This is a genomic window from Nocardiopsis camelliae, assembly GCF_028993595.1.
Classification (GTDB): domain Bacteria; phylum Actinomycetota; class Actinomycetes; order Streptosporangiales; family Streptosporangiaceae; genus Nocardiopsis; species Nocardiopsis dassonvillei.
Genome location: NZ_CP118614.1, coordinates 2582539 through 2607241 on the forward strand (window position 1 = coordinate 2582539; position 24703 = coordinate 2607241).

General features: G+C 73.1%; 23 protein-coding genes. 9 read left to right on the forward strand and 14 right to left on the reverse strand.

Annotation, left to right across the window (positions count from 1 at the left end):
* Positions 1-109 precede the first annotated feature (109 nt).
* Entirely contained in the window at positions 110-646 is a 537-nt protein-coding gene (locus PV789_RS11275) for a cysteine dioxygenase (RefSeq protein ID WP_274977367.1), read from the forward strand.
* Positions 643-1035, forward strand: coding sequence for a rhodanese-like domain-containing protein (locus PV789_RS11280; protein ID WP_274977368.1), 393 nt, complete (start codon positions 643-645; stop codon positions 1033-1035). Before PV789_RS11275 ends, PV789_RS11280 begins: the two co-directional genes overlap by 4 nt.
* 60 nt (positions 1036-1095) lie before the next feature.
* Here PV789_RS11280 and PV789_RS11285 read toward each other — a convergent pair whose 3' ends face one another.
* Positions 1096-1602 (reverse strand): winged helix-turn-helix domain-containing protein, encoded by a 507-nt coding sequence (locus tag PV789_RS11285; protein ID WP_274977369.1) that lies wholly within the window; start codon positions 1600-1602, stop codon positions 1096-1098.
* Positions 1603-1847: 245 nt separating this feature from the next.
* Between PV789_RS11285 and PV789_RS11290 the strand changes: the two genes are divergently transcribed.
* Entirely contained in the window at positions 1848-2798 is a 951-nt protein-coding gene (locus tag PV789_RS11290; RefSeq protein WP_274977370.1) for a MetQ/NlpA family ABC transporter substrate-binding protein, read from the forward strand.
* A 125-nt stretch (positions 2799-2923) separates the two neighbouring features.
* Here the strand turns inward: PV789_RS11290 and PV789_RS11295 are convergent, their stop codons facing one another.
* The 3 genes from PV789_RS11295 to PV789_RS11305 form a co-directional block, all read right to left on the reverse strand.
* Positions 2924-3982 (reverse strand): pectinesterase family protein, encoded by a 1059-nt coding sequence (locus tag PV789_RS11295; RefSeq protein WP_274977371.1) that lies wholly within the window; start codon positions 3980-3982, stop codon positions 2924-2926.
* Positions 3983-4282: 300 nt separating this feature from the next.
* Positions 4283-5665 carry a hypothetical protein gene (locus tag PV789_RS11300; protein WP_274977372.1) on the reverse strand — a complete coding sequence of 461 codons (1383 nt, stop codon included), beginning with the start codon at positions 5663-5665 and terminating at the stop codon, positions 4283-4285.
* Between the two features lie 545 nt (positions 5666-6210).
* Positions 6211-6804 carry a Dps family protein gene (locus tag PV789_RS11305; RefSeq protein ID WP_274977373.1) on the reverse strand — a complete coding sequence of 198 codons (594 nt, stop codon included), beginning with the start codon at positions 6802-6804 and terminating at the stop codon, positions 6211-6213.
* Positions 6805-7057: 253 nt separating this feature from the next.
* Here PV789_RS11305 and PV789_RS11310 point away from each other — a divergent pair, with 253 nt between their 5' ends.
* Positions 7058-7492, forward strand: coding sequence for a hypothetical protein (locus PV789_RS11310; RefSeq protein WP_274977374.1), 435 nt, complete (start codon positions 7058-7060; stop codon positions 7490-7492).
* A 232-nt stretch (positions 7493-7724) separates the two neighbouring features.
* Here PV789_RS11310 and PV789_RS11315 read toward each other — a convergent pair whose 3' ends face one another.
* Positions 7725-8906 carry a PucR family transcriptional regulator gene (locus tag PV789_RS11315; RefSeq protein ID WP_274977375.1) on the reverse strand — a complete coding sequence of 394 codons (1182 nt, stop codon included), beginning with the start codon at positions 8904-8906 and terminating at the stop codon, positions 7725-7727.
* A gap of 408 nt (positions 8907-9314) precedes the next feature.
* Here PV789_RS11315 and PV789_RS11320 point away from each other — a divergent pair, with 408 nt between their 5' ends.
* Positions 9315-10142 (forward strand): aldo/keto reductase, encoded by an 828-nt coding sequence (locus tag PV789_RS11320; RefSeq protein ID WP_274978112.1) that lies wholly within the window; start codon positions 9315-9317, stop codon positions 10140-10142.
* Positions 10143-10181: 39 nt separating this feature from the next.
* Here the strand turns inward: PV789_RS11320 and PV789_RS11325 are convergent, their stop codons facing one another.
* Positions 10182-10343: a hypothetical protein gene (locus PV789_RS11325; RefSeq protein WP_274977376.1), complete on the reverse strand. Its 162-nt coding sequence runs from the start codon at positions 10341-10343 to the stop codon at positions 10182-10184.
* A gap of 88 nt (positions 10344-10431) precedes the next feature.
* Here PV789_RS11325 and PV789_RS11330 point away from each other — a divergent pair, with 88 nt between their 5' ends.
* Positions 10432-10962, forward strand: a complete 531-nt coding sequence (locus tag PV789_RS11330; RefSeq protein WP_274977377.1) for a RidA family protein — start codon at positions 10432-10434, stop codon at positions 10960-10962.
* On the opposite strand, the gene PV789_RS11335 is transcribed toward PV789_RS11330, so the two are convergent.
* The gene (locus tag PV789_RS11335; RefSeq protein WP_274977378.1) at positions 10910-12061 is read right to left on the reverse strand and encodes a DMT family transporter; all 1152 of its coding nucleotides are present in this window, start codon (positions 12059-12061) and stop codon (positions 10910-10912) included. The genes PV789_RS11330 and PV789_RS11335 overlap by 53 nt on opposite strands.
* Positions 12062-12143: 82 nt before the next feature.
* Here PV789_RS11335 and PV789_RS11340 point away from each other — a divergent pair, with 82 nt between their 5' ends.
* On the forward strand, positions 12144-12737 hold the full coding sequence (locus PV789_RS11340; RefSeq protein ID WP_274977379.1) for a TetR/AcrR family transcriptional regulator: 594 nt from the start codon (positions 12144-12146) through the stop codon (positions 12735-12737).
* 138 nt (positions 12738-12875) lie between these two features.
* Here PV789_RS11340 and PV789_RS11345 read toward each other — a convergent pair whose 3' ends face one another.
* The gene (locus PV789_RS11345) at positions 12876-13760 is read right to left on the reverse strand and encodes a sulfotransferase family protein (protein WP_274977380.1); all 885 of its coding nucleotides are present in this window, start codon (positions 13758-13760) and stop codon (positions 12876-12878) included.
* 274 nt (positions 13761-14034) lie between these two features.
* Here PV789_RS11345 and PV789_RS11350 point away from each other — a divergent pair, with 274 nt between their 5' ends.
* Positions 14035-14835 (forward strand): SIR2 family NAD-dependent protein deacylase, encoded by an 801-nt coding sequence (locus tag PV789_RS11350; RefSeq protein ID WP_274977381.1) that lies wholly within the window; start codon positions 14035-14037, stop codon positions 14833-14835.
* Between the two features lie 61 nt (positions 14836-14896).
* Here PV789_RS11350 and PV789_RS11355 read toward each other — a convergent pair whose 3' ends face one another.
* The 4 genes from PV789_RS11355 to PV789_RS11370 form a co-directional block, all read right to left on the reverse strand.
* Entirely contained in the window at positions 14897-18130 is a 3234-nt protein-coding gene (locus tag PV789_RS11355; RefSeq protein WP_274977382.1) for an NACHT domain-containing protein, read from the reverse strand.
* A 137-nt stretch (positions 18131-18267) separates the two neighbouring features.
* On the reverse strand, positions 18268-18939 hold the full coding sequence (locus PV789_RS11360) for a uracil-DNA glycosylase (protein ID WP_302475394.1): 672 nt from the start codon (positions 18937-18939) through the stop codon (positions 18268-18270).
* Positions 18940-19014: 75 nt separating this feature from the next.
* Complete coding sequence (locus PV789_RS11365) at positions 19015-19197, reverse strand: helix-turn-helix domain-containing protein (RefSeq protein ID WP_274978114.1); 183 nt, start codon at positions 19195-19197, stop codon at positions 19015-19017.
* A 254-nt stretch (positions 19198-19451) separates the two neighbouring features.
* Positions 19452-20498 (reverse strand): medium chain dehydrogenase/reductase family protein, encoded by a 1047-nt coding sequence (locus tag PV789_RS11370; protein ID WP_274977383.1) that lies wholly within the window; start codon positions 20496-20498, stop codon positions 19452-19454.
* A gap of 102 nt (positions 20499-20600) precedes the next feature.
* Between PV789_RS11370 and PV789_RS11375 the strand changes: the two genes are divergently transcribed.
* Positions 20601-21242: a TetR/AcrR family transcriptional regulator gene (locus PV789_RS11375; protein ID WP_274977384.1), complete on the forward strand. Its 642-nt coding sequence runs from the start codon at positions 20601-20603 to the stop codon at positions 21240-21242.
* A gap of 261 nt (positions 21243-21503) precedes the next feature.
* On the opposite strand, the gene PV789_RS11380 is transcribed toward PV789_RS11375, so the two are convergent.
* A complete protein-coding gene (locus PV789_RS11380) occupies positions 21504-23309 on the reverse strand; it encodes a glycoside hydrolase family 15 protein (protein WP_274977385.1) in 1806 nt (601 codons plus the stop codon).
* Between the two features lie 568 nt (positions 23310-23877).
* Positions 23878-24603 (reverse strand): membrane protein YczE, encoded by a 726-nt coding sequence (gene yczE / locus PV789_RS11385; RefSeq protein WP_274977386.1) that lies wholly within the window; start codon positions 24601-24603, stop codon positions 23878-23880.
* Between the last annotated feature and the right edge of the window lie 100 nt (positions 24604-24703).

A 24703-nucleotide genomic window follows, 5' to 3' on the forward strand; every position in this document is an offset into this window, starting at 1 on the left:
TCAGCGCACCACCACCGCACCCGCGGGCGACCGACTTCGACGAGCGGTGTCAGCGGCCCGTGTGACCGACCAGGGACCGCTCACGACCGACCTTCCGAAGGACCACGCCATGACCGACACCGCAGCAGCGCCCGCCGCGGCGCCCACCCCGCTCACCCTGGACCGCCTGTCCGAGCTGACCGCCGAGGTCGCCCGGGAGGTCCGCGAGGGGCTCCACGAGGTCCGCTTCGACGCCGAGAACCGCTGGTCGGTCCGGCTGCGCGCCGACGACCACACCGACGTCTGGCTGATCTCCTGGACCCCCGACCAGTCCACGCGCCTGCACGACCACGCCGGGTCGCTCGGCGCGCTCACGGTCGTCGCCGGGGACCTGGTCGAGCGGTACTGGGACGCCGGGCTGCGCGAGCGCGACCTGCCCGACGGCGGGGGAGGCCGCTTCCCGCTCGGCCACGTGCACGACGTCGTCAACGCCTCCGAATCGCCCGCCGTGAGCGTGCACGCCTACTCGCCGCCGCTGACCGCCATGCACTACTACGAGGTCGGCGGCGACGGGGCGCTGCGCCGGACCCGGAGCGTCCTGACCACCGACCCCGAGCCGGACGTTCCCGTCCTGGAGGACGTGCCCGCCAGGGGAGGCCGCCGGTGAGCGCCGTCGAACGGCTCCTGGAGAACGGGCGCGCCCGCCTGGACCGGCTCTCGCCCGCCGAGGCGCTGACGGCCCAAGGCGCGGGCGCCCTGCTGGTCGACACCCGCCCCGCCGTCAACCGCGAGGCCGAGGGGGAGATCCCCGGCGCGCTGGTGATCGACCGCAACGTACTGGAGTGGCGGCTGGACCCCACCAGCCCGGACCGGGTCCCCGAGGCCGATTCCGCCGACCGGCTCGTCGTGCTGTTCTGCAACGAGGGCTACGCCTCCAGTCTGGCGGCCGTCCAGCTCCAGGAGCTGGGCCTGTCCCGGGCCACCGACATGGTCGGCGGCTACCGCGCCTGGCGGGCCCGGGGGCTGCCCGTCACCGAGCCCGCGCTCGGCGGCTGAGGCCCCGGCCCCGACCCGGAACCCGCCGCGCGGCGCCGCTCCCGGGGCCGCGCGGGCGTCTCAGCCTCGGGGGGCGGACACCGACGCCGGAGGCCCCTCGTAGACGTAGCCGACCCTGCGCACGGTGGTGATGAGACCCCCGGCGGGGCCGAGCTTGCGGCGCAGCCGGTGGACGTGCACGTCGATCGTGCGCGTGCTCTGCCCCTTGCGCGCGCTCCACACCCGCTCCAACAGCTCCTCGCGGGGGATGGCGCGTCCGGGCGAGGCGGTCAGGCAGTCCAGCAGCTCGTACTCCTGGTAGGTCAGCTCGACCTCCCGGCCGCCGGACCAGACCCGGCGGGCGCCGCGGTCCACGAGCAGCCCGGCGCGCACGCGGGGCAGCGGCCGGTCGGGTGTGCGCGGCTCGTCCACGACGACGCCGTAGACCAGCATGTACCTGTCGCCGTCGGGCAGCGGCAGCACGCCGAGGAGCGAGTGCTCGGAGCCGGGTTCACCGGCCGGGGGCGGCGGGTTCCAGGGCGGTGCGGGGGCGGGTGGTGCGCCGAGAGGGCTGTGTGCGCTGGGCATGTCACCATGATGCGCGCATAATCCTATAATTTCTACCTGTTAGGTAGGTAATATGGCGCGTGTGGCCGATGCCACGTACTCGGGGCCCGAGAAGTGATAATTCCTACCAATTCGGTGGATTAGGCTCTGATCAGCCCCGCGGTACCCCACAGGTTCCGCGGAGCCGCACCCTCGCCGGCACCCGTACCGGCCGCCGCGGGGCCCGTCCCCGCGATCCTCCATCCACGATCACGAAGGAGCGCACCATGCGCACGACTCCAGCCGCACTCGGAGCAGCCGCCCTCACCCTGGCGCTCGCCGCCTGCGGCGCGCCCAGCGAGCAGGCCGCCGAGTCCGGCGGCGAGGGGGACGTGCTGCGGGTGGGCGTCAGCCCGGTGCCGCACGGCGACATCCTCGCCTTCATCGAGGAGAACCTCGCCGAGGAGGCCGGGCTGAACCTGGAGATCGAGGAGATCTCCGACTACAACATCCCCAACACCGCTCTGGTCGAGGGCGAGCTGGACGCCAACTACTTCCAGCACCGCGCCTTCCTCAACGAGTGGACGGCCAACGGCCCCGACGCCGAGCTGACCTACCTGACCGACGTCCACATCGAGCGGCTCGGCCTGTACTCCGAGAGCGTCGAGAGCATCGACGACCTGCCCGACGGCGCCGAGATCGCGGTCCCCAACGACCCGGCCAACCTCGCCCGCGCCCTGGGCATCCTGGAGACCGAGGGCCTGGTGACCGTCGACCCCGAGGCCGGGGAGTCCGCCACCGAGAACGACATCGTCGACAACCCGCGCGACATCACGGTGACCCCGCTGGAGGCCGCGCAGCTGCCCCGCTCGATCACCGACGTGGACGCCGCGGTGGTCAACGGCAACTACGCCATCGAGGTCGACCTGCCCGAGCAGTCCAACGTCCTGGCCTGGGAGCCCGAGGGCGACGACTACGTCGAGTCCTACGCCAACGGCCTGGTGACCCTGGCCGAGAACGCCGAGGACGAGCGCGTCCAGCTGCTCGCCGAGCTGCTGCACGACGAGCGGGTCCTGGAGTTCATCCAGGAGTCCTGGCAGGGCGTGGTCCTGGCCGTGGACGCCGAGGGCAACATCGTCGAGACCGCCGCCGACGACGCGGCCGAGAGCCCCGAGGCCAGCGCTGACGACAGCGCCGACGACGCCGCCGAGGAGAGCCCCGAGGCCGACCAGGAGTAACCGGGTCCGCGGGTGCCGGCGGCCCCCCGACGGGGACCGCCGCCCGCACACCCCGTCCGTTCGCGAGGGCGGCGGAGCCGACTGGCTCCGCCGCCCTTCGCCGTGTCCGGCCGCCGGGGCCGGGGTCAGTGTCCCCGCGCGGTGCCCTCCGGGCGCTCCCGCACCGGGTTCCACCCGTCGTCCCCGGCCAGGTAGGCCTCGGCGGTGTGCCGGGCCGCCTCGGCCGGGTCCATCTGCGGCCGGTCAGCGGTGACCAGCGCGCCGGGGCCGGAGTTGCGGTACTCCAGCATCCGGAACCGCCGCCAGTCGTGGCCGGAGGCCATCGCGGTCCAGCCCTGCCCGCGGAAGTGGCGGTCCATCCAGGAGTCGCGCACCAGCACCCGCGGCTCTGCGTCCGGATGCGAGCTGGGCACCCACGGGCGGCCCAGGTAGACGGTCCCGGCGGGGGCGTCACCGGTGAAGCGGCCGCGGGTGACCAGGAAGCCGAACTCCCGCCCGGGCCGGGTGCTCGGCGCGGTCACGTAGCCGTTGTCGGTGCCGCTGCCCCGGTCCAGGGAGTGGAACACGCACCCGTCGAACACGGCCGTGGCCCGGCCGAAGACGAAGTCCACGTCGCCCTCGGCGTGGCAGCCGCGGTAGTACTGCCGCGCGGGGGTGTCCGCGTCCGGCGAGTCCGCGTACAGCGTGTCCTGGTGGCCCAGGAAGCGCACGTTGTCGAAGACCAGCCGGTCCCCGGTGGCGCGCACCGCGACCGCCTGGGTTCCGGTGACGCCGGGGTGCTCCTCGCGCAGCCAGGAGTTCTCGAAGGTCAGGTCGCGGACGTGCGTGTCGTCCCCGCCGATGAGGGCGCTGGCGCTGCCGGACGTGCCGTGGGTCCCTCCGCCCGGCCTCGGGGTGCCCGCCGCGCGGTCGTGGGTGATGACCACGTCGCGGGGGTCGCCGGTCGCGCCGAGCAGGGTGATCCCGGGCCTGTCCGCGGGAAGCACCACCGGCCCGCGGTAGACGCCCGCCCCGACGCGGATGGTGACGCGTTCGGCGCCGCCCGGGGGAACGGAATCGACCGCGGCCTGGACCCCGGTGTGGTCGCCGGACCCGTCGGCGGCCACGGTGATCACCCTGCCCTCCGCTCCGGAGGACGGCCGAACGCCCGACCCGGAGTCGGCGGGGGAGCTGCGGCGGACCATGGGGAGGCCCCTCTCCTGTGGTAAGCGATTGCTTCAAGGGCATGACCGGTACTGCAACCGATTGCAGAACTGTCCCCGAACCGGCCGCGCCCCGTCAACCCCCGTGCGCGGGATGCTCCCCGCCCCTGAACGCCTGTCCGCGTGCCGCCTCGGCCACATGCGCCCTCGTCTCCGCGGACAGGACCCCTTGGCCCACTCCCCGAACGCGGCGGCCGGGCCGGAGCCGACCGCCGAGGCCGCGGTCTCCCGGAGCCTCCGGCGACAGCAGGCGTTTGCGGCCCCGGCCCTTCCACGCGGCTCCTAGGAGGCGGACGTGTCCGCCGTCGCTTCCCGCCCGCTCCGCTGCGGGCTCCGGGGCTCGGGCACGCACGCGGGGGCGTGCGGGCCGGTCAGCTGGTCGGGCGCGGGCACATCGGTGGCGTCCGGGCTCCGGCCGAACGAGCGGATCCGGCCGTCGGTGCCCCGGCCCGCGCGGTGCCCGTCCGCGGACAGCATGGACGGGTCGAACCCGCCCGTGCGCGCGGGAGACGGGGGGAGTTTGCCGCTGTTGTCCACGACGGCGTAGCGCATCCCCGCCTTGAAGGTCACCACGTTCTTCTCGTCGTCGGAGCAGAAGGTGTGCTCGGGGTCGTTGCGCACCACGTAGACCACGTGCTTCTCGGCGTACATGGCGGTGACGTAGCCCGCGGCGGCGTTCCCGTCCAACTCCACCGACTGCTGGTGCATCTCGGAGTTGGCGAAGGAGTGCGAGTAGCCCAGGGTCGTGGTCACAGACCCGCTGACCTTGACGCCGACGCCCTCCACCGCCACACCGGCCTCGAAGCCCACCGTGACGCCGACGCTCTTGCTGTAGGTCTGGGTCTGGGTGTCGGTGACTCCCCAGGAGACGGTCTGCCTCATCTGGCCGCCCTCGCTGCTGCCGCGCAGGTCCAGCGCGGCCACCAGCGTGTAGGAGCGGCGGCGGCGCAGGGTGTAGGTGGGCGAGTTCTCAATGACCCACGACCGGGACCTGGTGCGGTCGTCGACCGCCAGGCACGGCACGACGACCTCGCGGTCGATGACCGCGTTCTGCTCATCGGGAATGTTGTCGGGATCGGTGATCCTGGGGCGGACCAGGTCCCCGCCCCTGGTGACGGGAAGGGGCAGGTTGAGCACGTAGACCACGCCCGGGTCCTCCCCGAACATCTCGGCGTCCGCCACGCCGCCCATCCCGGTGAACTTGCCGTAAGCCCAGAAACCGGGGTCGGGGGCGATCTGGACGCTGTCCTGCTCCAGCGTCTGCCGGGGCCGCTTGGTGCGCAGCATCTCGTACGCCCCGCCGTCCGCCTTGGTGAAGTACTTGTCGCCGGGCACCGCGTACGCGACCCCGTCGATGTTCTCCCTGACGCAGGCGATCTGCTCCTTGTGCACGGGATGGGGCCAGTACCACTCGTGGCCGGGGGCGTCGGCGAAGGTGCGGTAGCCGGGGGGAGGAACCGCCCGGTGGCAGTAGTCGACCTTGCGCCATTCCTCGGCGGGCCGGACCGCTCCGCTGGAGGCGTCGGTGGACCTGATCCACGTGGTGGTGGCCTCGGGGTCGATGCTGCCGGTCAGGCAGTAGTAGTCCGCGCCGGGCCGGGAGGTCTCCCCGGTGGAGAAGACCGCGGTGATCTCGCCGAACACGCATTCCTTGGAATAGGGCATGGGCCTCTTCCCTTGGTGCCGTGGGCGCCCGCCCGGAGGCCGGGCCGGGTGCGCCCGTTCTGTCAGGGCGTGGTGTGCCGACAGGGGGCAGGACCGGGTGAGCGGCGCCGACACCGCCATGATCTCCGCAAGCGGTGGCGCGGGGACCGTGCCGCGCGGTCGTGTCCGCGGACCGCCGCGTGCCGCACGCCCACACCCGGAGGAAAGAGGATGAGAGGTCACCGAATCGATGAGGCGGTTATGCCGGGTTGGGGATGTCCGGAACTCGTACGAGCGGGGTGTGGGCGGGTCCTGGGACCGACCGGCCCGAGCCGGGAGGGCAGCATGCCGCGGCGGCCGGGGGTGCGGGGCAGACGCCCGAATGGGCGGCGGCGCTCTCGCGGTGTCCCGCCCCGAACACGGCCGGGCAAGCCCCGCGCCGCTGCTCGGACAGCGCACGCGCGGGGCACACGGAACCGCTCCCCGGTGGAGGGCACTGGATCCGCCAGCCCACCTTCCGGGGAGCGGTTCGGTCGCTCCGGACCCCTCGACGCGTGTGTTCCGCCCTAGCTGCGCACCAGCGGGGTGTCCACCAGGTGCTCGGCCACGAACCAGGCCTGGAGCTCGTTGGTGCGGATCACGTCCGACACCAGCAGGTCGTTCGTGCCGTCGTCCCCCAGCTCCTGCGTGCGCGCGGCGGCGTCGTGGCAGTCCTCCAGGATCGTCTCGTGCGCCTCCAGCAGGCGGGAGAGCATCGCGGGCACCTCCTCGGCGCCGTTGGGCGGGCGCGGGATGTTGGTGATCTCCGCGACGTGCCTGGGGTCGCCGACCGCCACGCCGCCCAGGGTCTGCACGCGCTCGGCCAGGTCGTCGATCAGCGCGGTCTGCTCACCGGCGTGCTTGTCCATCAGCAGGTGCAGCTGGTAGAAGGTGTGCCCGCGCATGAGCCAGTGGTGCTTCTTGTACAGGTCGTGCAGGATGCGCGTGTCGCACAGCACCTGGTTCAGCCGCTGGCACGAGTACATCCGGGTGTCGTAGGACAGCCCGACCGGGAACTGGCGGACCGTCCCGAACTCCTGGATCTCCTCGCCGCTCTGGTGCAGCCACGGCTGGCTGCTCCTGGGCTTGGGCGCTCCGGTCTTGCGCTCTGCGGTCGTCAATCTGGTCCCCCTCCAGTCGGTGTGACCCGTGTCGCGGGGAGCGCGCGGTGGTCGCGCTCCGCCTGCCAGTCTCGGCTACCCACCGCTCCCGGGGGCCTAACCCCGCGCCAACCGAGGGTAAGTTTCGTGTGCTTTCACCGGTCGGAGCACTCCGACGGACCCGGGGCGGCGCGCGCCGGGCCCCGGCGCACCGGGACCGTCGCAGGCGCCCGCTAGTGTTCCGGCCCGAGCACCCCCGTGAGAGAGGAGTCCCATGAGCTGGGACGTGCTGCTGACACCGGCGCCCGCGGACGCGGAGTCCGTCGACGACATCCCCGAGGGCTACGGGACCGGGTCCATCGCGCCGCTGGCCCGGCTCCTGGCGACGCTGCGCGAGGCCTTCCCCGAGGCGGACCTGTCCGATCCGGCCTGGGGCCACCTCCGGGGCGAGGAACAGGGCTGGGACATGGAGCTCAACATCGGCACCGGGGACCCGGTCACGGGCGTGATGCTCCACGTCCGCGGCGGCGACCCCGTGCCCGCCATCCTCCGGATGGCCGAGGTGCTCGGCTGCCGTGCCCTCGACTGCTCGACGGGCGACTTCCTGCGCGAGGACGGCGGCGACGGATGGGAGTCCTTCCAGGAGTACCGCGACCAGGTCCTGCACCGGGCGGCACCGGAGGGGTTCGGGTCCTCCGCGGCGCCCTGATCCGTCCCCGGCGTCCCCGGACCTGTCCGAGGCCCGTCCCCGGCCCGTACGCACGCGAGCGGACCGCCAGGGCACGTCATGGCGCGGCCCCGCCGTGTGGGGCCCGTACGCGCGAGCGGGCCACCACCCTCCCGACGAGCACCACGACCCGGCCCGTCGGGGCACGAGCGGGTCGGGGCCTGCCCGCGCCACGGGACCGGGAGGCCCGGGCACCCGTCCGCGCGGGAACGGGTCAGGGCGCGATCGCGCAGGCGGTCTCCAGCACGAACCGCTGCCAGGGCCGGTGCGGGTCGTGCCCGGTCAGCTCCCGTACCCGGCGCAGCCGGTAGCGCAGCGTCTGGGCGTGCACGTGCAGCGCCTGCGCCGCCGTGGTCGCCGCGCCCTCGCGCAGGTAGGCCCGCAGCGTCTCCAGCAGGTGGGCGTTGCCCTCGGCCAGCAGCGGCCCCAGCACGGTGCTGCGGACCGCGGCCGGGGTGACCGGACCTCCGTTGAGCAGCGCCAGCACGCACGCGTCGGCGGTCCCGAGCAGCCCCCGGGAGTCGAAGGCGTGCGGGGGCGCGGTCTCCAGGGCGTCGTCGGCCAGCCGGTAGGCGGCCGACATGTCGGTCAGCGCCCGCGGCTCCAGCACGCACCCGCGCCAGGGGCGCGCGCCGAGCACGGCGGCCGCCCGGTCGGCGTCGTCGGGGCGGACCAGCAGCACCACCCGTCCCGAACGCGTGGTGACCAGCGGGTCGCCGCCCGCCGGTTCCACCAGGCCCAGAAGCTCCATCCCGGCGGCGAGCGCGGCCGCCCGCGGCGCCCCGTCGGAGGGCCCGCCGTCGGCCTCGGCCACCACCAGCACGGCCGGGTCGGGAGGGGCGATGCCCAGGGTCCGCGCCCGGTCTCGGATGGCCCCGCGCGAGGCCTGCCGACCGATCAGCAGGTCGTCCAGGAAGGCCCTGCGTGCCCGCTCCAGGTCCGCGTCCAGGCGGCGCGCGGCCTCTGCGTGGCCCGCGGACAGGCTCTCGGAGATCTGGTCGATCGAGGTCAGCCACAGTTCGCCCAGAGCGAACACGTCGGCGGCGTCGAGCCGGTCGGAGGCCAGTTCGGCGACCAGGCGCACCGCCGCCGCCGAGCCCACCCGGTGCGCGCGCACCACAGCGCCGATCGAACGCCCGTCGGCCGCCCGCGACCGGCCGATCCCGCGCAGCCGCTCCACGTCCTCCGGCGGCAGCCGCGTCGCCCCGGCCGCCCACAGCTCCAACGAGCGGCCCATCAGCCACCCGGTGATCGCCCGCACCTCGGTGAGCTGGGACCCGTGCAGCGCGCGGTAGGCCGGGACCTCGGCGTGCACCTCGGCGACGATGCGCTCGACCAGCCCGGCCCGCTCCCGCGCCAGCTCGGCGCCGACCCGGGCACGCTGTTCGTGTCCCATCGCCCCACCTCCAGAACGGCCAGGGCAGCCTATCGGCGGCGGCCCCTCGGGCACAGGGGAGCGAAGGGCGTGTGGGCATGACCGGTCCCACCGGGTAGGGGTGAGAGAAGAGAGAGCACAGTGACGCGTGGGAGGTGCCGCAAGGGTGGGGAGGACGCAACCGGAGGGAACCTCGCGCCGCTCCCGCCGGGGCTCCCTCCGGTTGCGCGGCGACCTCGGTGTCCGGGATGTCCACACACGTCGGCTGTCACCGGGCGTGAACGGTAAAAAGCCCGCACAGTCACGGCGCATCTGGGACCGCGATCCGCGCGGACGTGGCAGTATGCGACTGCGGTAGGGGGAAGACCGCAGGCTGGAAGAGCAAGGCAGACCGTTCGGCGCTGACGGGGGATGAGACAGATGCAGCAGATGACCGTTCCAGAACTCACTCTGGGTAATGGCCTGCGCATTCCGCAGCTGGGCTTCGGCGTGTGGCAGGTGCCGCAGGAGGAGGTCGTGGCGGCCGTCTCCACCGCGCTGGAGACGGGCTACCGCAGCATCGACACCGCGGCCGCCTACGGCAACGAGGAGGGGGTGGGCGAGGCGCTGCGCCGCTCCGGCCTGGAGCGCGGCGAGCTGTTCGTGACGACCAAGCTGGCCAACCCCGACCAGGGCTACGACGCCACCCTGCGCGCCTTCGAGGCCAGCCTGGGCCGCCTGAACCTGGACACCGTGGACCTGTACCTCGTGCACTGGCCCATGCCCCGCCGGAACCTGTACGTGCCGACCTGGAAGGCGCTGGAGCGCCTCTACGCCGAGGGCCGCGTCCGCGCCATCGGCGTGTCCAACTTCCAGCGCCCGCACCTGGAGCGGGTCATGGAGGAGGGCGGCATCACGCCCATGGTCAACCAGATCGAGCTGCACCCGCTGCTCACACAGGCGGACATGCGCTCCTTCGACGCCAAGCACGGCATCGTCACCGAGGCGTGGAGCCCCCTGGGTCAGGGCAAGCTGCTCGGTCACCCGACCGTCGTCGCGGTCGCCGAGGAGCACGGGCGCACGCCCGCCCAGGTGCTGCTGCGCTGGCACATCCAGCTCGGCAACGTGGTGATCCCCAAGTCGGTGACCCCCGAGCGCATCCGCTCCAACTTCCAGGTCTTCGACTTCGAGCTCTCCCGCGCGGAGATGGACCGGATCAGCGGGCTCAACACCGACAGCAGGTTCGGCCCCGACCCCGACGACTTCGACGGCGCCTGAACCTCCCCGCCGCCCGACGGGGCGCTCGGACGGGCCCTCCTAGCCGCGCAGCTCCCGGTGCCTGCGGGCCCCGGCCAGGACGGCCTCGGTGCCGTTGCGGCGCACGCGGCCGACGTAGACGGCGCCGCCGACGAAGATGGCGGCGAAGACGCCCAGCGCGGCGACGAGGGCGAGGGCGGACAGCAGCACAGTGATCGACATGCGCTCATCGTAGCCGCACGCGCGGCGGGTTCCCAAAGGGGCCGTCCGGGACGGGCGGCGGGCGCGACACGGGCAGGAGGGGCCGCCGATGGGCCGCACACCGCACGAGATCGTCAACCCGCTCACCCTCGCCGAGCCGTCGGGCTCCTCCCACGCGCTCGTGGTCAGCCCCGGGCGGGTGGTCCACGTCGGCGGGCAGCGCGCGTACCGCCCCGACGGCAGGATCGTCGGAACCGGCCTGGCGGAGCAGTTCGACCGCGCGCTCGCCAACGCGGTGGAGGCGCTGCGCGCGGCGGGCGCCGAACCCGCCCACGTGGTGGATATGCGCGTCTTCACCACGTCCATGGCGGCCTACCGGGCCCAGAGCCAGAGCGTCGGCGCGGTCTACCGGCGCCACATGGGCCGCTTCCACCCGCCGATGACGGTCCTGGGGGTGGTCGACCTCCTGGACCCCGACGCCGTGGTGGAGGTGGTGTGCACCGCCGTGGTCCCCGACGCGGCCGGGAGCGGGCCGCTGCTCGCGGAGCAGGTGTGGAAGCCGGTCGAGGAGGAGGGGCGGACCGAGGTCACCGTCTCCGCGGACGGGGTCGGCCCGCTTCCGGCCCAAGAGCGCCCGTAGCGCCCCCGGTCGCGCGTTCCGGCGTTCGGGCGGGAGCACCGGCGGCGGCCTCGGCCCGCCGCGCCGGTAGCCGGTCGGGGATGTCCGTGGTGGTTGCGGTCGCGTGCTCCGGTTCCCGGTCGGGGGTGCTCGTGGTGGAACCGGCCGTGTGTTTCGGTTCCCGGCCGGGAACGCCGGTGGTCTTCGCGTCCGTCCGGGCGGCGCGGCTTCCGGTTCCCCCGGCGCTCACCAGCACCACGGCCACCGCGCACACCGCCATCCCCGCCAGGGCGACCGGGCCCACCGGGTCGCCGAACATCAGCCACGACCACACCAGCGTGGTGGGCGGCGTCAGGTACAGCAGGGCCGACACCCGGGCCACACCCGAGCGGGCCAGGACGGCCCAGTACAGGCCGTAACCGCCCAGGGTGGACAGCACCACCACCCACGCCACCGCCGCCCAGAAGCCGGGGTCGGCGGGCGGGGCCAGCGTTCCGGTGGCCGCGGCCAGCCCCGTGAACAGCACCGCGCTCACCGCGCACTGCACCGCCAGGGCCTGGACCACCGAACCCCCGGGCCGCGCGCGGCGCTCCAGCAGGGTCGCGGCCACCAGGGACAGCATCGCCCCGAACGGCAGCAGGTACCCCCACCACGGCGCCGCGCCCGACCGGAACAGGTCCGCGCCCACCACCAGGCCGACCCCGGCCAGCCCCAGCGCGAGGCCCGCCAGCTGGCGCGGCCGCACCCGCTCGCCCAGCAGCGGGACGGCCAGGGCGGTCGCCACCAGGGGCTGGAGGGCGGCCACCAGCGCGCTCGTCCCGGCGGCCACACCCGCCTGCGCGGCGGCGAACACCCCGTACAGGTACCCGGACTGGGCCAGCAGGCCCAGCACGGCGTGCGCGGCCAAGTCCCGCCGCGGCATCCGCGGGCCGCGCCACAGCCACCACCCCGCCAGCAGGGCGGCCACGACCAGGAAGCGCCAGGCCAGCAGCGTGGTCGCGGGCGCGTGCCGGGTGCCCAGCTCCGCGCCGACGAAGCCGGAGCTCCACATCACCACCAGTCCGGCGGCGAGCAGGGGGAAGGGTACGGAACGGGAGGTGCGTGTCTCTGTGTGTTCCATGCGGGCAGGTAAACACACCGGTCGGTATACTCACAATGTAGTCCGAACGAGGCGCCCCCTACGGCGGGGCGCGACGGAGGGAGTGGGCACCGTGCCCGGTACCGCGACGACACCGCTGACCCCGGCCGCGCGCCGCGTCCTGGACGTGGCGACCGAGCTGTTCTACACCCGCGGGATCAACACCGTGGGCATGGAGCTGGTCGCCGAGCGGGCGGGGGTGACCAAGAAGACCATCTACGACCGCTTCGGCTCCAAGCAGCAGCTCGTCGTCCACTACCTGCGCGCCCGCGACGCCCGCTGGCGCGCCTACCTGGACGGTTACCTGGAGCGGGCCCGGACCCCGAGGGAGCTGGTGGCCGCCACGTTCGACGCCCTGGACGCCTGGATGGGCGAGGAGAACCCGCGCGGCTGCGCGATGGTCAACGCCTACGCCGAGCTCTCCGACCCCGAGCACCCCGGTCGCGCCGTCGCCGAGGAGCAGAAGCGGTGGTTGCGCGGCCTCTACGCCGACCTCGCCGAGCGGTCGGGTGCACGGGACGCGGTGGCGCTCGGCGACGCGCTGGCCATGCTCCACGAGGGCGCCGTGGTGGCCCGCAACGTCACCGGGGTCGCCGACGCCGCGCGCACCGCCCGCGCCGCCGCGGACGCCCTGATGAGCGTGCACGGCGCGGACTGAGGGCGCCGGGGCCGGGACGTGTCCGGCCGCTTCGTACGGGGACCGGGGGCCGGGGCCGAGGGGGTGGTGCCGGAGCCCGTCCGGGCCCGCGAACAGGGGACCGGGGCCGCCACGGGCGCGCACCGGTCCCGCCGGGGCTCAGGTGTAACCGAGCCGGGACAGCTCCGTGCCCGCCACCTCGCGCACGTCGCCGTACTGGTCGCGGGTCAGGCGCTCGCGCCACGACCCCACGCCCCAGGACTCCGAGGTCAGCAGCTCCGAGGCCGACACCCGCGCCCCGGTGAACTCCCGCAGCCGCTCGGCCGCCTCCACCTCGCCGCCGTGCACGTCCTCGTAGCGCAGGGTCAGCAGCTGTTCGGCGCCGATGGAGCGGCGCAGCAGCGCCGACATGCGGATCGCCCCGCGCCAGCGCATCGCGCACTTGGCGGCGGTGGAGCCCTCCCTGAACGAGGACAGGTCCGACTCCTCCTCCAGGCCGAAGAAGTGGTTGGGGAACTCGTGGTCGAGCTTCATGAAGCTCGGTTTGAGCCAGGCCAGCGAGCGCTCGTCCTCCATCATGTCCGCGATGACGTCGCGGCCGTCCCGGATGACCTGCACGAACAGGGCGTCGGGGAAGGCCGCGTGCAGGGCTGTGGCGCAGAACAGCAGGTCGGGGCTGGCGTCGCCGTAGCGGCGCACCTCCGCGCTGTGCTCGCACGGCTCGGCGGAGGCGTTGGCGGGCACGCGCGCCCACGGCCCCGGACAGCGCGGACAGGTCAGCGGCGTGAGCTGCCAGGCCTCGGCGTAGGCCTCGCGCAGCAGGCTCGCCGTCCCGGCGACCTTCTCCAGCGCGAGGGAGGGGCGTCTGGCCACGGCGTAGACGGCGTTGAGCACGCCCGACGAGCCCGCGCCCAGGTGCAGGCCGGGCACGCGCGACAGGGCACGGGCGACTTCGGCGACTCCCGAGTGGGGAGCGCCCAGGACGAACACGGGGCGCTCGACCTTGGTCCCGTTGACCACGAGGATGTAGGACGGCTGCTTCATGACGGTGTCGATTTTCGCACCCTTTGCCCACCTCGTGTGCATCGGCAGGGATGTGGCCTCCGTGCCCTTCCTGTACCCCCGAGGTTACGCCCCGGGCCGGAACGGCGCCGCGCGCCGTTCCGGCCCGGGGCGGGACTGGGGCGGGGCGGTACGCCACCGGCGGACGCGCGCGGCACGGAGCAGCCGGGCGGGCCGCCGGAGCACCGGGGCGCGCCGCACGGAGCGGCGGGCGCGGTGGGGCGAACGGTGCCCCGACCGCGTAAGAATGGGGGGTATGGCCTCGACGACCACCGAATCAGCGCCCTTCTCCGACCCGGCGGAGTTCGAACGGGCCGCCGAACTCCTGGAGTCCGCCGAACGCGTCACGGTCCTCACCGGGGCGGGGGTGTCCACCGACTCCGGCATCCCCGACTTCCGCGGACCGCACGGGGTGTGGACCACCGACCCGGACGCGCAGGCCCTGTCCGACATCGACATCTACATGGGCGACGCGGACGTGCGCCGCCGGGTGTGGGCCCAGCGCCGTACCCACCCGGTGTGGCGTGCCCGGCCCAACGCCGCGCACCGCGCCCTGGCCGACCTGGAGGCCACCGGACGGCTGCGCGCCCTGATCACCCAGAACATCGACGGCCTGCACCAGCGGGGCGGGGTGTCCGAGGACGCGGTCATCGAGGTGCACGGCACCATGCTGCGGGTGGTGTGCATGGCCTGCGGTCTGCGCACGCCGAGCGGGACGGTGCTGGCGCGCCTGGACGAGGAGTCCGACCCCCGTTGCCCGGAGTGCGGGGGCATCCAGAAGTCGGACACCATCTCCTTCGGCCAGCGGCTCGACGCGGAGGTGGTCGACGCGGCCAGCCGGGCGGCCCGCGAGTGCGACGTGTTCCTGGCCGTGGGCACGTCGCTGACGGTCCACCCGGTGGCGGGGCTGTGCGACGTGGCCATGATGGCGCGGGCCGCCCTGGTCGTCGTCAACGCCGAGCCCACGCCCTACGACGACTTCGCGGGAGCCGTGGTCCGCGACCCCATCGGCACGGCGCTGCCCGCCCTGGTGGAGCGGGTGCGCGCGGCCGGGTAGGGGCGGCCAAGGCCGCCTCGGCCGTGCCGGGTTCCGGCACGGCCGGTCGCCGGGGCGGCGCTCAGCCGCCGCTGCTGTACTGCCCGGTCGGGGAAGGCGTTCGGTGGAACTCAGGGACGGTGTCGCTGGCTCCTGCATGAGGTTCCGGTAGGGCGTCCCCCCGCGCCAGGTCCCGGACGCGCGCGAGGATCTCCCGGTCGACCAGGCTCTCCAGGCGGCGAAGCGTCGGCGCGATCACCGGGAGGCTGAGCTGAGGGCCGGTCACCACCTCGGTCACCCCGGCGAGGTAGTACTGCAACAGGCTCCGCACACTCTCGGCGAGCACATCCCCAGGCGCGGACATACCGAGGTCTTCGACGGCCTGCCTGAGCACCAGGTGTTCCACGCGTCCCAGGGCTCGGCTCGAAAGGAGCAGCCGTTTGTAGGCCTCCAGCCGTTCCAGGGGGTTTTCGGCGGCGGGGATCAGACGCAGCCGCAGTACTTCGTGCAACTCGGACCAGGTCGTTTCCGTTTCTGTCTCGGACTCCGTATCCACCTCCAATTCAGTCGTGATCTGCGAGTACCAGGTCGCCAGGTCGTTGGAGACGTAACGCAGGTAGGGCAGCAGCCCGAGCAGGAAGCGCGCAGAGGTGCCGTTGACCCGCATCGCCGTCGACCGCAGCAGGCGGGACGTGGTCGTGTTGTGCGGCACGGTGATCTCATAGGGATCGAGTACGGACGGACGAGCGTCCGTGTTCATCCGCAGCTCGAAGCCCATGCTCTCGCCGACGTTGACCGGTGAGGAGTCGTCCAGGTCCACGACGGTGGCCGGCCTCTCTTCGCTCCAGCCGTCCAGGTGGCGCACGCGCAGTGTCGCCACGATGCTGAACCATTCGGTTCCGGGCAGGGTCCGCCACAGCGCGGCCGTGTGCTGCCAGTCCTGGAGGGTCTCGGGGGAGTCCGGGAACAGTTCCCGGATGTCCACCGGCTCCTGGCGCACCAGGCACAACAGGATCATGAGGTTGCTGGTGTAGTTGGCCTCGCGTCGGGTCAGCGGCAGCCGTGTGGGCTCGTAGGCGGTGTAGGAGCGGTTGGAGGCGGGGAAAGGCGCTTCCTGGAACAGCTCCACGAGCAGCTGCGCGTAGTCCTCGCGGGCCTCGGGTTCCTCGGCGAACCGCCTCTCAAGGAGTTCAGCGAGGAAGTCCACAACCTTCTCCCGACCCGCATAGGTGGCGAAGGAGGACAGGGCGTACAGCTCACCGTCATCGGGACGCGTGCTGCGGCCACGGCGCCGGGACGAACGAGAGCGGGACTCGCCCAACTCCTCCACCGCGGCGACCACGGCCCGCGCCACCAGGTACTCGCCGAAGGTGGCGTGCAGGAACTCGAACACGCTCGCGGCGCCGCCGCCCGTCTGCGCACGGGCCTCGTGGACGAAGAAGAACCGGCCCAGCACCTGGTGGGCGGGGTCGATCCGTCCGTGCAGGTCGGCGTCCTCCGCGCGCACCGCCGCGTCGGGCATGAGAACCGCGAGGTCGCGGTCCAGCTCGTCGGCGTCCACGCTCTGCTTGCGCCGCGTGAACATCGCCAACGCGGCGATCTCCAGACGGCGCAGTTCGTCCTCGATCGCGTCGTCCAGGTCCCGGTCGTTGAGGTGGGGCTGGTGCTTGTCCACCTCACGCCTGGCGAACATCGTCAACAGCCGTTCGTACAGCTCCCCGTGGGACAGGGCGTGCGAGGCGCGCCGCAGACCGTTGTCCCCGGCGTCGTAGATGAGCAGCATCAGCAGCAACAGGGGCTGCTCGGCCAGTTCGCGGTAGGGCAGGAGTGAGTCGACGTTCAGCGGTTCGAGGCCGCGGGAGGAGAACACCCGCCCGTTCGCCCCGTTCCACACCTGGAGCATCCGCTCGATCTGGGACTCGGTGAAGGGCTCCAGCCGCATCACCATGGAGCCGTCGGGGAAACGGGCCCGGTCGGCCACGACGGTGCGGCTGGTGACGATCACCGCCGTCGGCTGGCCCAGCGCCTCCTGCTGATGCTGGAACTCCTGGACCCGCTCCAGGTAGTCGGAGCGGTCCACCCCGGTCGCCTGGAGGAGCTCGTCGAAGCCGTCCAGGATGATGACGGGCAGGGCGCCGTCCGCGGACTCGGTGAGTTCGCGCCAGGACACTCGGGTGTGGAGGGTCGCGGCGAGCCCCTCCTCGATCTGCACATGGATGGGTGAGTTCGGCTGGACCGAGCGCAACTCCACGCGGATGGGGAGGAAGTCGGAGTCGGGCAGACTGGCCGCGAGCATCTCGGTGAACTTGGATTTGCCCGCCCCGGGGTGGCCCAGGATGACCGTGGGGACCTCCGTGGCGATCGGGTGGACCAGGTGCGCGGCGATGACCCGCTGAAGGTCCGCGAGCACGGGAAGACGCTCCCACCACTCCTCGGAGGAGGGGCTGCCGCTGTGCACCGCGTAGGCGGCACGACCCCTTGGCGGGACGTAGGCATCCTCCAGCGTGGGCAGGGAGAGACCCGGCGGGACGTCGTCCGAACGCAGCACCGGTTGGCGCAGGACCGCCCGGTACCCGGCGGACAGCTCCTTGCGCCGGACGTCCACCGCACGGCGGGAGCTGATCTCCTCCAGACGCCGACGCAGCTCTCCGAGCCCCGTGCCGACGGTCTCGCGCGTGTGCTCGTGCTCGGCCAGGTGTACCCACATGCCGAACTCGGGGACGTCGGCGGAGAGCTGACGGTAGGACTCCTGGTACCGGTGGGAGGCGTACCGGGGGACGAGGCGCCCCATCTGCTCCAGGAGGGTGTGGTCCTGCGAGGTGATGCCGTGCTGCTCGACCACCGCCAGCCCTGTCAGGACCGCGGCGAAGTCCCTGAACAGGAAGTCCGAGAAGAAGCGCGGGACCCAGCCCGACCCCAGGGACACGGCTGGGCTGGTGCCGGAGTGCGCCAGGACGCGGTCCATCAGCGCGATCTGTTCCCCACGGGTGAACTCCAGGTCGGCCAGGGAGAAGGGGGCGTCCAGTTCGTTCAGGGCCTCCTCGACCGCCTCGAAGAACGCGACGGTGACCAGGATCTGGTGGGCCGCCTCGATCTTCTCCGTCCGCGAGGTCCGGCTCTCACCGCTGATCTTGTCCCGGATACCCTCGATGGCCTGACGGCCTCCGCTGACCAGCGCTCCCCGCAGCCCGAAGAGGTCGGGCACCCCCACCAGCCCCAGTCCGCCGTCCGTGAGCCTCTCGGCGAGGTTCATCACCTCCGAGTCGTTCTGGCCGAGGATCTTGAGCGCGTCCGCGTAGGTGAGCCGTTTCGCCATCGGGGGTGCCTCTTCCCGCTTCGAGGGAGGTTGTGGAAACACGGTCGGACCCGGCGCCGGGGGCGGTGCCGAGTCCGCAGGTCAGCATGGGTGTCGGGGGTCGGGGCGGAGTGAGCGTGCTCCCGTGGTGGGATCCGTTAGGGCAGCTCCCAGTTCACCAGGTCGGAGTTCTGCTCCTTGAGCATCTCGTTGGCACGGCTGAACGGCTTCGAGCCGAAGAACCCGTTCCGTGCCGAGAGCGGGCTCGGGTGCGCGGACTCCACGCACGGCACGCCCGGCATCAGCGGGCGCAGGTTGCGGGCGTCGCGCCCCCACAGGATCGCCACCAGCGGCTTGTCTCGCTCGGCGAGCGCCCGGATGGCCTGCTCGGTGACGGCCTCCCAGCCCTTGCCCCGGTGCGAACCGGCCTTGCCCGGCTCCACCGACAGCACCCTGTTGAGCAGCAGCACGCCCTGCCGGGTCCACGGGGTCAGGTCGCCGTTGGAGGGCATGGGCACGCCCAGGTCGTCGACCATCTCCTTGTAGATGTTGCGCAGGCTCGCGGGCAGGCGCACGTCCGGGGCGACCGAGAAGCTCAGGCCCACCGCGTTGCCCGGGGTCGGGTAGGGGTCCTGGCCCACGATGAGCACGCGCACGTCCTCGAAGGGCTGCTTGAAGGCGCGCAGGACGTTCTCGCCGGCGGGGAGGTAGGTGCGGCCCTCCGAGACCTCCTGGCGCAGGAAGTCGCCCATCGCGGCGATCTGCGGCGCGACCGGCTCCAGGGCCTCGGCCCAACCGCTGTCCATGATTTCTTTCAGGTCCTTCGGCATGGCCAGAACACTAGCGGCAGCGGGCGACATCCACGTCCGCTTCGGGCCTGCCCAGCTCCCGGCAGCCCGGGTTTTTCACCCGAGGACGCGGAGCCGGGCACCCGTCTCGTCCACGTACTCGTGCACGGAGCGTTCGGGAAGACGGTAGGAGCGGCCCACCCGGACCGCCGGGAGGACTCCGGCGTGAACCATGCGGTACACCGTCATCTTCGACACGCGCATGATCGTGGCGACCTCCGCGACAGTCAGGAAGCGCATCTCCTCACGGGGTGCCTTCTGTCCGCGCCGAAGCGACGGGACGGGCACCAGGTCATCGAACTCCAGGATCTGGGCGGCGAACGCGTTCACCCACGCCCGTGTGGCCGGATCCGCCGCTCCGGACTCCCGCAGAACCTCCAGGAGGGCTGTGGTGTCCAGAGGACGCCCCAGGGTGAGGACCTCTACTCCCACCGGTCGGCCCACCGGCTTCGAGGACCGTGGACCGGTGGCGGAGCCGTCCGGAGCGGCCGGTATCACGCGTCGGGGACGAGCACGACCTTCCCGACGACGGTGCGGGACTCGGCGAGGGTCATCGCGCGGGAGGCCTCCGAGAGCGGTACGCGGGCGGCCACCCTCGGCGCCAGGACCCCGTCGGCGAGCAGCCGCAGCACCTCGGTCAGGTCCTCGCGCAGGCGGGCGCGGAAGGCGTCGGCGCGGCGGCCGCGTCCGGCCCAGAAGTTGTAGAAGTGGGCGCCGCGGCCGTTGGGCAGGGCGTTCCACACCATCAGACGGCCGAAGAGCGCGAGCACGGGCAGCCGGGAGTCGCCCTCGACGTCCTTCGTCGACGCCGTGCCGTAGGAGACGAGCGTGCCGCCGCGCCGCAGCAGGCGCCACGAGCGGACCAGCCCGCCGCCGCCGACGTGGTCGAACACCGCGTCCACGCCCTCGGGCGCCAGGTCCCGGATCCTGTCGTACGCGTGCGGGTCGCGGTAGTCGACGGGGGTCGCGCCGAGCGCGCGCACGGCCTCGTGGTGGCGCGGCGCGGCCGTGCCGATCACGGTGATCCCGGCGTGCCGGGCGAGTTGGACCAGGACCGTGCCGACGCCGCCGTTGGCGCCCAGCACGACGACGGTGCCGCCCCGCCGCACGCGGGCCGTGCGGTGCAGCATCTGCCAGGCGGTGATGCCGTTGACGAGCAGCGCCTCGACCTCCGCCGGGTCCGTCCCCTCCGGCACCGCGACGAGGTCGCGGGCGTCCAGGAGCAGGTGGCTGGCCCAGGCGCCGGTCTTGGTGACGGCGGCGAAGCGGCGCCCGACGAAGGAGGCGTCCACGCCCGGACCGGCGGCCTCGACGGTGCCGACGACGTCGTAGCCCGGCACGAACGGGAACGGGGGCTGGTCGAAGTACTTGCCCCGGCGCATCTGCTGCTCGGCGAACGAGACCCCGGTCGCCTCCATCCGCAGCAGCACGTGTCCGGGTCCGGGAGCGGGCAGGGCCCGGGGCCGCAGCCGGAGGCCGGGGGGTTCGACCCGGCCGGGCAGCAGGACCTGGGTGGCGGTGGTGGCGGCGACGGCGTTCATGGGGCCTCCTGTCGGAGCAGTCTTGCTAACGCTCGTAAACTTACACGCGTAAACTCAAGGGTGCAAGACGGGCCCGTCGACTTCCAGCCGTAAGGTGACACAATGAAGGACACGAAGGAGGCCTCCGCGCCGCGCACCCGTAACCGCCGGGGCCAGGGCGGCCGCCTGCGCGAGGAGATCGTCGACGCCGCGGTGGAGATGCTCGACGAGACGGGGGACGAGCGCGCCATCACCCTGCGCTCCCTCGCGCGCCGCGTCGGGATCGCGGCGCCGTCGATCTACCCGCACTTCGCGGACCAGCCCGCCATCATGCTGGCCGTGGTCCGCCGGGCCTTCGACGAGCTGGAGGCGGCGCTGAAAGCGGCGGTGGCGCGGGCGGGCGACGACCCCCGTGCGCGCCTGTACGCCACGTGCCACGCCTACCTCGGCTTCGCCCGCTCACGCCCCGAGCGCTACCGCACCATGTTCGGCGGCCTGTGGATGCCCACGCTCGGGGAATCCTCGGTGACCGAGCAGGACCTCGTCAGCCTCGGGGACGCGAGCCTGCGCGTGCTCGGCGAGGCGCTCGCCGCCTGCGTCGAGGCCGGGATCTCCACCAGCACCGACCCCCGCGCCGACGCGGTCGGGCTGTGGCTGGGCCTGCACGGGCTCGCCCACCAGCGCGCCGTGACCCGGGTCTTCCCCGGACCGGAGGACATCGGCGAGCGGATGATCCCGGCGCTGGCCCGCCTCCGCGAGGACTGAAGGCCCCCGCGCCGCCTCGGAACCCGGCCCCGACGGCGCCGCCCGCACGTCCGGTGCGCCGTGCGACCGCCCCCGTACGGGGGCGTCGGGCGGCCACGGCCGTGTCCTGGAGACGGCGGCGCCCCCGCGCTCCGGTCCGTGGGTCCAGGACCTCGGGACAGGAGCGCGGGGGCGTGCGTCCGCTCTGGTGCGCGTCCGCTCCGGTGGGGGACGGGGGCGTCGGGGGAGGGGAATCCGTGCGGGGCGGCCGGGCGGCGCGGTCTACTCGGCGCGCCATCCCCCCTGGCGGGTGGACAGGTTCAGCGCGGTGGTCACCAGCGGCACGTGGCTGAACGCCTGGGGGAAGTTGCCGACCTGGCGGTTCTCGCGCGGGTCCCACTCCTCGGCCAGCAGGCCCACGTCGTTGCGCAGGGACAGCAGCCGCTCGAACAGCTCGCGGGCCTCGTCCTGGCGGCCGATCGACAGCAGCGCGTTGGCCATCCAGAAGCTGCACGCCAGGAACGCGCCCTCGTTGCCGGGCAGCTGGTCGGCGGAGTCGTCCAGGTCGGTGCGGTAGCGCAGCACGAACCCGTCCACCATCAGGTCCTTGCGCACCGCCTCGATCGTGCCGACCACGCGCGGGTCGTCGTAGGGCAGGAAGCCCACCTCGGGGATCAGCAGCAGCGCCGCGTCCAGTTCCTTGCTGCCGTAGTACTGGGTGAACGTGTTGCGCTGGGGGTCGTAGCCGTATTCGCACACCTCGGCGTGGATCGTGTCGCGCAGGGCCTTCCAGCGTTCGATGGGCCCCTCCTTGCCGAACTCCTCGATGCTGCGCACCGCGCGGTCGGCCGCCACCCAGGCCATCACCTTGGAGTGCACGAAGTGCTGGCGCGGCCCGCGCACCTCCCACAGGCCCTCGTCCGGCTCGTCCCAGCACCACTCCAGGTAGTTGACCAGCGAGCGCTGGAGGCCCCACAGGTAGTCGCCGCCGCGGATGTTGTGGCGGCGGGCCAGGTGCAGCACGTCCATGACCTCGCCGTAGACGTCGAGCTGGTACTGGCCCACGGCGGCGTTGCCGATCCGGACCGGGCGGGAGGCCTCGTAGCCCGGCAGCCACTCGGCCTCCCACTCGGTGAGCCTGCGCTCGCCGCGGATGCCGTACATGATCTGCATGAGCTGGGGTTCGCCCGCGATCGCCCGCACCAGCCACTCGCGCCAGGCCAGCGCCTCGTCCTTGTAGCCGGAGCGGATCATCGCCTCCAGCGTGATGGTGGCGTCGCGCAGCCAGCAGTAGCGGTAGTCCCAGTTGCGCACCCCGCCGATCTCCTCGGGCAGGGAGGTGGTGGGGGCGGCGACGATCCCGCCGGTGGGGCGGTAGGTCAGGGCCTTGAGCACGATGAGGGAGCGGATCACCGCCTCGCGGTAGGGACCCTCGTAGGTGCACTGGTTGACCCACTTCTCCCAGAAGCGCTCGGTGCGCGAGAGCGCCTTCTCCGCGTCCAGGTGGTCGGACTCCTCCACCTGGGAGGGGTGCCAGGTCATCACGAAGGGCACCCGCTGGCCCGCGGTGACGGTGAAGGTGGCGTCGTGGGTGAAGTTGTGGCCCTGGAGGGGGATGGGGGTGCTGAGCCAGATGGCGTCGGGTCCGGCGATGGCCACCAGTTCGGCCCCGGTCCGGTGCACCCACGGCACGACGTGGCCGTAGTCGAAGCGGATGCGCATGGTCGTCTCCATGCGCACGGAGCCGCTCAGCCCCTCGACGATGCGCACGATGTGCGGGGCGCCGCCGCGCGGCGGCATGAAGTCGATGACCCGGACCGACCCGGAGGGGGTGTCCCACTCCGACTCCAGGATGAGCGTGTCGCCCCGGTAGCGGCGGCGGGTGGCGCGCGGCTCGCCCTCGGCGGGGCGCAGGGTCCAGCAGCCGTTCTGCTCGTCGCCCAGCAGCGCGGCGAAACAGGCCGAGGAGTCGAAGTCGGGAAGGCACGCCCAGTCGATGGACCCGTCGCGCCCGACCAGCGCGGCGGTCTGCATGTCGCCGATCATTGCGTAGTCCTCGATCCAGCCGGGCACGCGGCTCACCCCCATCAGGTCGTCATGGTCTCTGCGGTCGGCGCCTCGTGGGGTGCGCGGTGTCCTGCGACGGCCGCCCGCGCGCGCACCCGTGTGCGCGTCCCGCCGGGGTCCCGTCTCCTGCCCTCCATGGGGGGCGGCACCGCCGCCAGGCGCCGTTCGGGCCACGTTCCGCCTCCGCACCAGCCGCCGCTCGCCTTCCACCCGGTAATGTGCCCAGGTGAAGGCAGCCGAAAAGGCCGGTGCCCAGGAACCGTCCCGAACACGGTCCTTTCCGTTCACCGCGGTCCCCATCTTTCCCCCTCCTCCGGAGGGGCGCCACCCGCAGTTGCACGTGCACCGGCAGGTGCAGCGAAGTATGTGGCGGAATGGGGGAGTTTATTGGACCAGAAGTTATGACGCGGTGATCAAGATCCGGTGACGGGAAGGCCAAGGTCAGCCGCAATGGGTGTACTCGGCGCGTCCACAACCCCTCCGGGCGTCCGGAGCCGCGCGCCCGGCGGTACGGGCCGCGCCCCGTGCGACCGCAGTCCGCCGCCCCTGCGCACGGGTCCGCTCCGGGACGGCTCACCCCTGGGGCGGCTCACTCCGGGTGGACGGGCCCCGGCGCACTCCCGCGTCCGGCTCCCGGGGACCGGCGGGGACCGGGCCGCCCGGCGACCGGATCGGGCACGCGCATCAGGGGCAGGAAGACCTGGGCCAGCGGCCCGATCGCCACCGCGAACACCAGCGTGCCCACCCCCACGGTTCCGCCCAGGAGGAAGCCGGTGACCACGACGGTCACCTCGATCACCGTCCTGGCCAGGCGCACCGACCACCCCCGGGCCGCCAGGCCGGTCATCAGCCCGTCCCGGGGGCCCGGGCCCAGCTGGGCGCCGATGTAGCAGCCGGTCGCGACCGCGCACACCACCACCCCGAGCCCCAGCAGCAGCACCCGCACCAGCAGCGAATCCGCCTCGGGCAGCAGCCACAGGAACAGGTCCACCGTCATGCCCACGACGACCACGTTGCTCAGCGTGCCCAGACCCGGCTTCTGGCGCAACGGAATCCACAGCAGCATCAGCATCGCGCCCACCAGCACGCTCCACGTGCCGATGGACAGACCCGTCTGGCGGGACAACCCCTGGTGCAGCACGTCCCAGGGCATCGCGCCCAGCCCCGCGTGCACCAGCAGCGCGCCGCTCAGCCCGTAGAGGACCAGGCCCGCGTACAGCTGCGCCAGGCGGCGCCGCCGGGGCCGGGGCAGGGCGGGGGCGACCAGCACCCAGCCCAGCAGGGCGGCGGCCGCGTCACGGGGCTGTGCGGTCACGGGGACACCTGTCTTTCCTGGGATCATCGGAGGAGAACCCGCGCGAAGGCACGGGCACACGGTCCCGGCGGGGCGAGGCCGGTGGCGGCGGCCCGGGGCG

What these genes read in the sequence shown, in the direction of transcription:
- PV789_RS11275 (WP_274977367.1), top strand. Translation starts at nt 110, where the DNA reads ATGACCGACACCGCAGCAGCGCCCGCCGCGGCGCCCACCCCGCTCACC.
- PV789_RS11285 (WP_274977369.1), bottom strand. Translation starts at nt 1,602, where the DNA reads ATGCCCAGCGCACACAGCCCTCTCGGCGCACCACCCGCCCCCGCACCG.
- PV789_RS11290 (WP_274977370.1), top strand. Translation starts at nt 1,848, where the DNA reads ATGCGCACGACTCCAGCCGCACTCGGAGCAGCCGCCCTCACCCTGGCG.
- PV789_RS11295 (WP_274977371.1), bottom strand. Translation starts at nt 3,982, where the DNA reads ATGGTCCGCCGCAGCTCCCCCGCCGACTCCGGGTCGGGCGTTCGGCCG.
- PV789_RS11300 (WP_274977372.1), bottom strand. Translation starts at nt 5,665, where the DNA reads ATGCCCTATTCCAAGGAATGCGTGTTCGGCGAGATCACCGCGGTCTTC.
- PV789_RS11310 (WP_274977374.1), top strand. Translation starts at nt 7,058, where the DNA reads ATGAGCTGGGACGTGCTGCTGACACCGGCGCCCGCGGACGCGGAGTCC.
- PV789_RS11315 (WP_274977375.1), bottom strand. Translation starts at nt 8,906, where the DNA reads ATGGGACACGAACAGCGTGCCCGGGTCGGCGCCGAGCTGGCGCGGGAG.
- PV789_RS11320 (WP_274978112.1), top strand. Translation starts at nt 9,315, where the DNA reads ATGACCGTTCCAGAACTCACTCTGGGTAATGGCCTGCGCATTCCGCAG.
- PV789_RS11325 (WP_274977376.1), bottom strand. Translation starts at nt 10,343, where the DNA reads ATGTCGATCACTGTGCTGCTGTCCGCCCTCGCCCTCGTCGCCGCGCTG.
- PV789_RS11330 (WP_274977377.1), top strand. Translation starts at nt 10,432, where the DNA reads ATGGGCCGCACACCGCACGAGATCGTCAACCCGCTCACCCTCGCCGAG.
- PV789_RS11335 (WP_274977378.1), bottom strand. Translation starts at nt 12,061, where the DNA reads ATGGAACACACAGAGACACGCACCTCCCGTTCCGTACCCTTCCCCCTG.
- PV789_RS11345 (WP_274977380.1), bottom strand. Translation starts at nt 13,760, where the DNA reads ATGAAGCAGCCGTCCTACATCCTCGTGGTCAACGGGACCAAGGTCGAG.
- PV789_RS11350 (WP_274977381.1), top strand. Translation starts at nt 14,035, where the DNA reads ATGGCCTCGACGACCACCGAATCAGCGCCCTTCTCCGACCCGGCGGAG.
- PV789_RS11355 (WP_274977382.1), bottom strand. Translation starts at nt 18,130, where the DNA reads ATGGCGAAACGGCTCACCTACGCGGACGCGCTCAAGATCCTCGGCCAG.
- PV789_RS11360 (WP_302475394.1), bottom strand. Translation starts at nt 18,939, where the DNA reads ATGCCGAAGGACCTGAAAGAAATCATGGACAGCGGTTGGGCCGAGGCC.
- PV789_RS11365 (WP_274978114.1), bottom strand. Translation starts at nt 19,197, where the DNA reads ATGCGCTTCCTGACTGTCGCGGAGGTCGCCACGATCATGCGCGTGTCG.
- PV789_RS11370 (WP_274977383.1), bottom strand. Translation starts at nt 20,498, where the DNA reads ATGAACGCCGTCGCCGCCACCACCGCCACCCAGGTCCTGCTGCCCGGC.
- PV789_RS11375 (WP_274977384.1), top strand. Translation starts at nt 20,601, where the DNA reads ATGAAGGACACGAAGGAGGCCTCCGCGCCGCGCACCCGTAACCGCCGG.
- PV789_RS11380 (WP_274977385.1), bottom strand. Translation starts at nt 23,309, where the DNA reads ATGGGGGTGAGCCGCGTGCCCGGCTGGATCGAGGACTACGCAATGATC.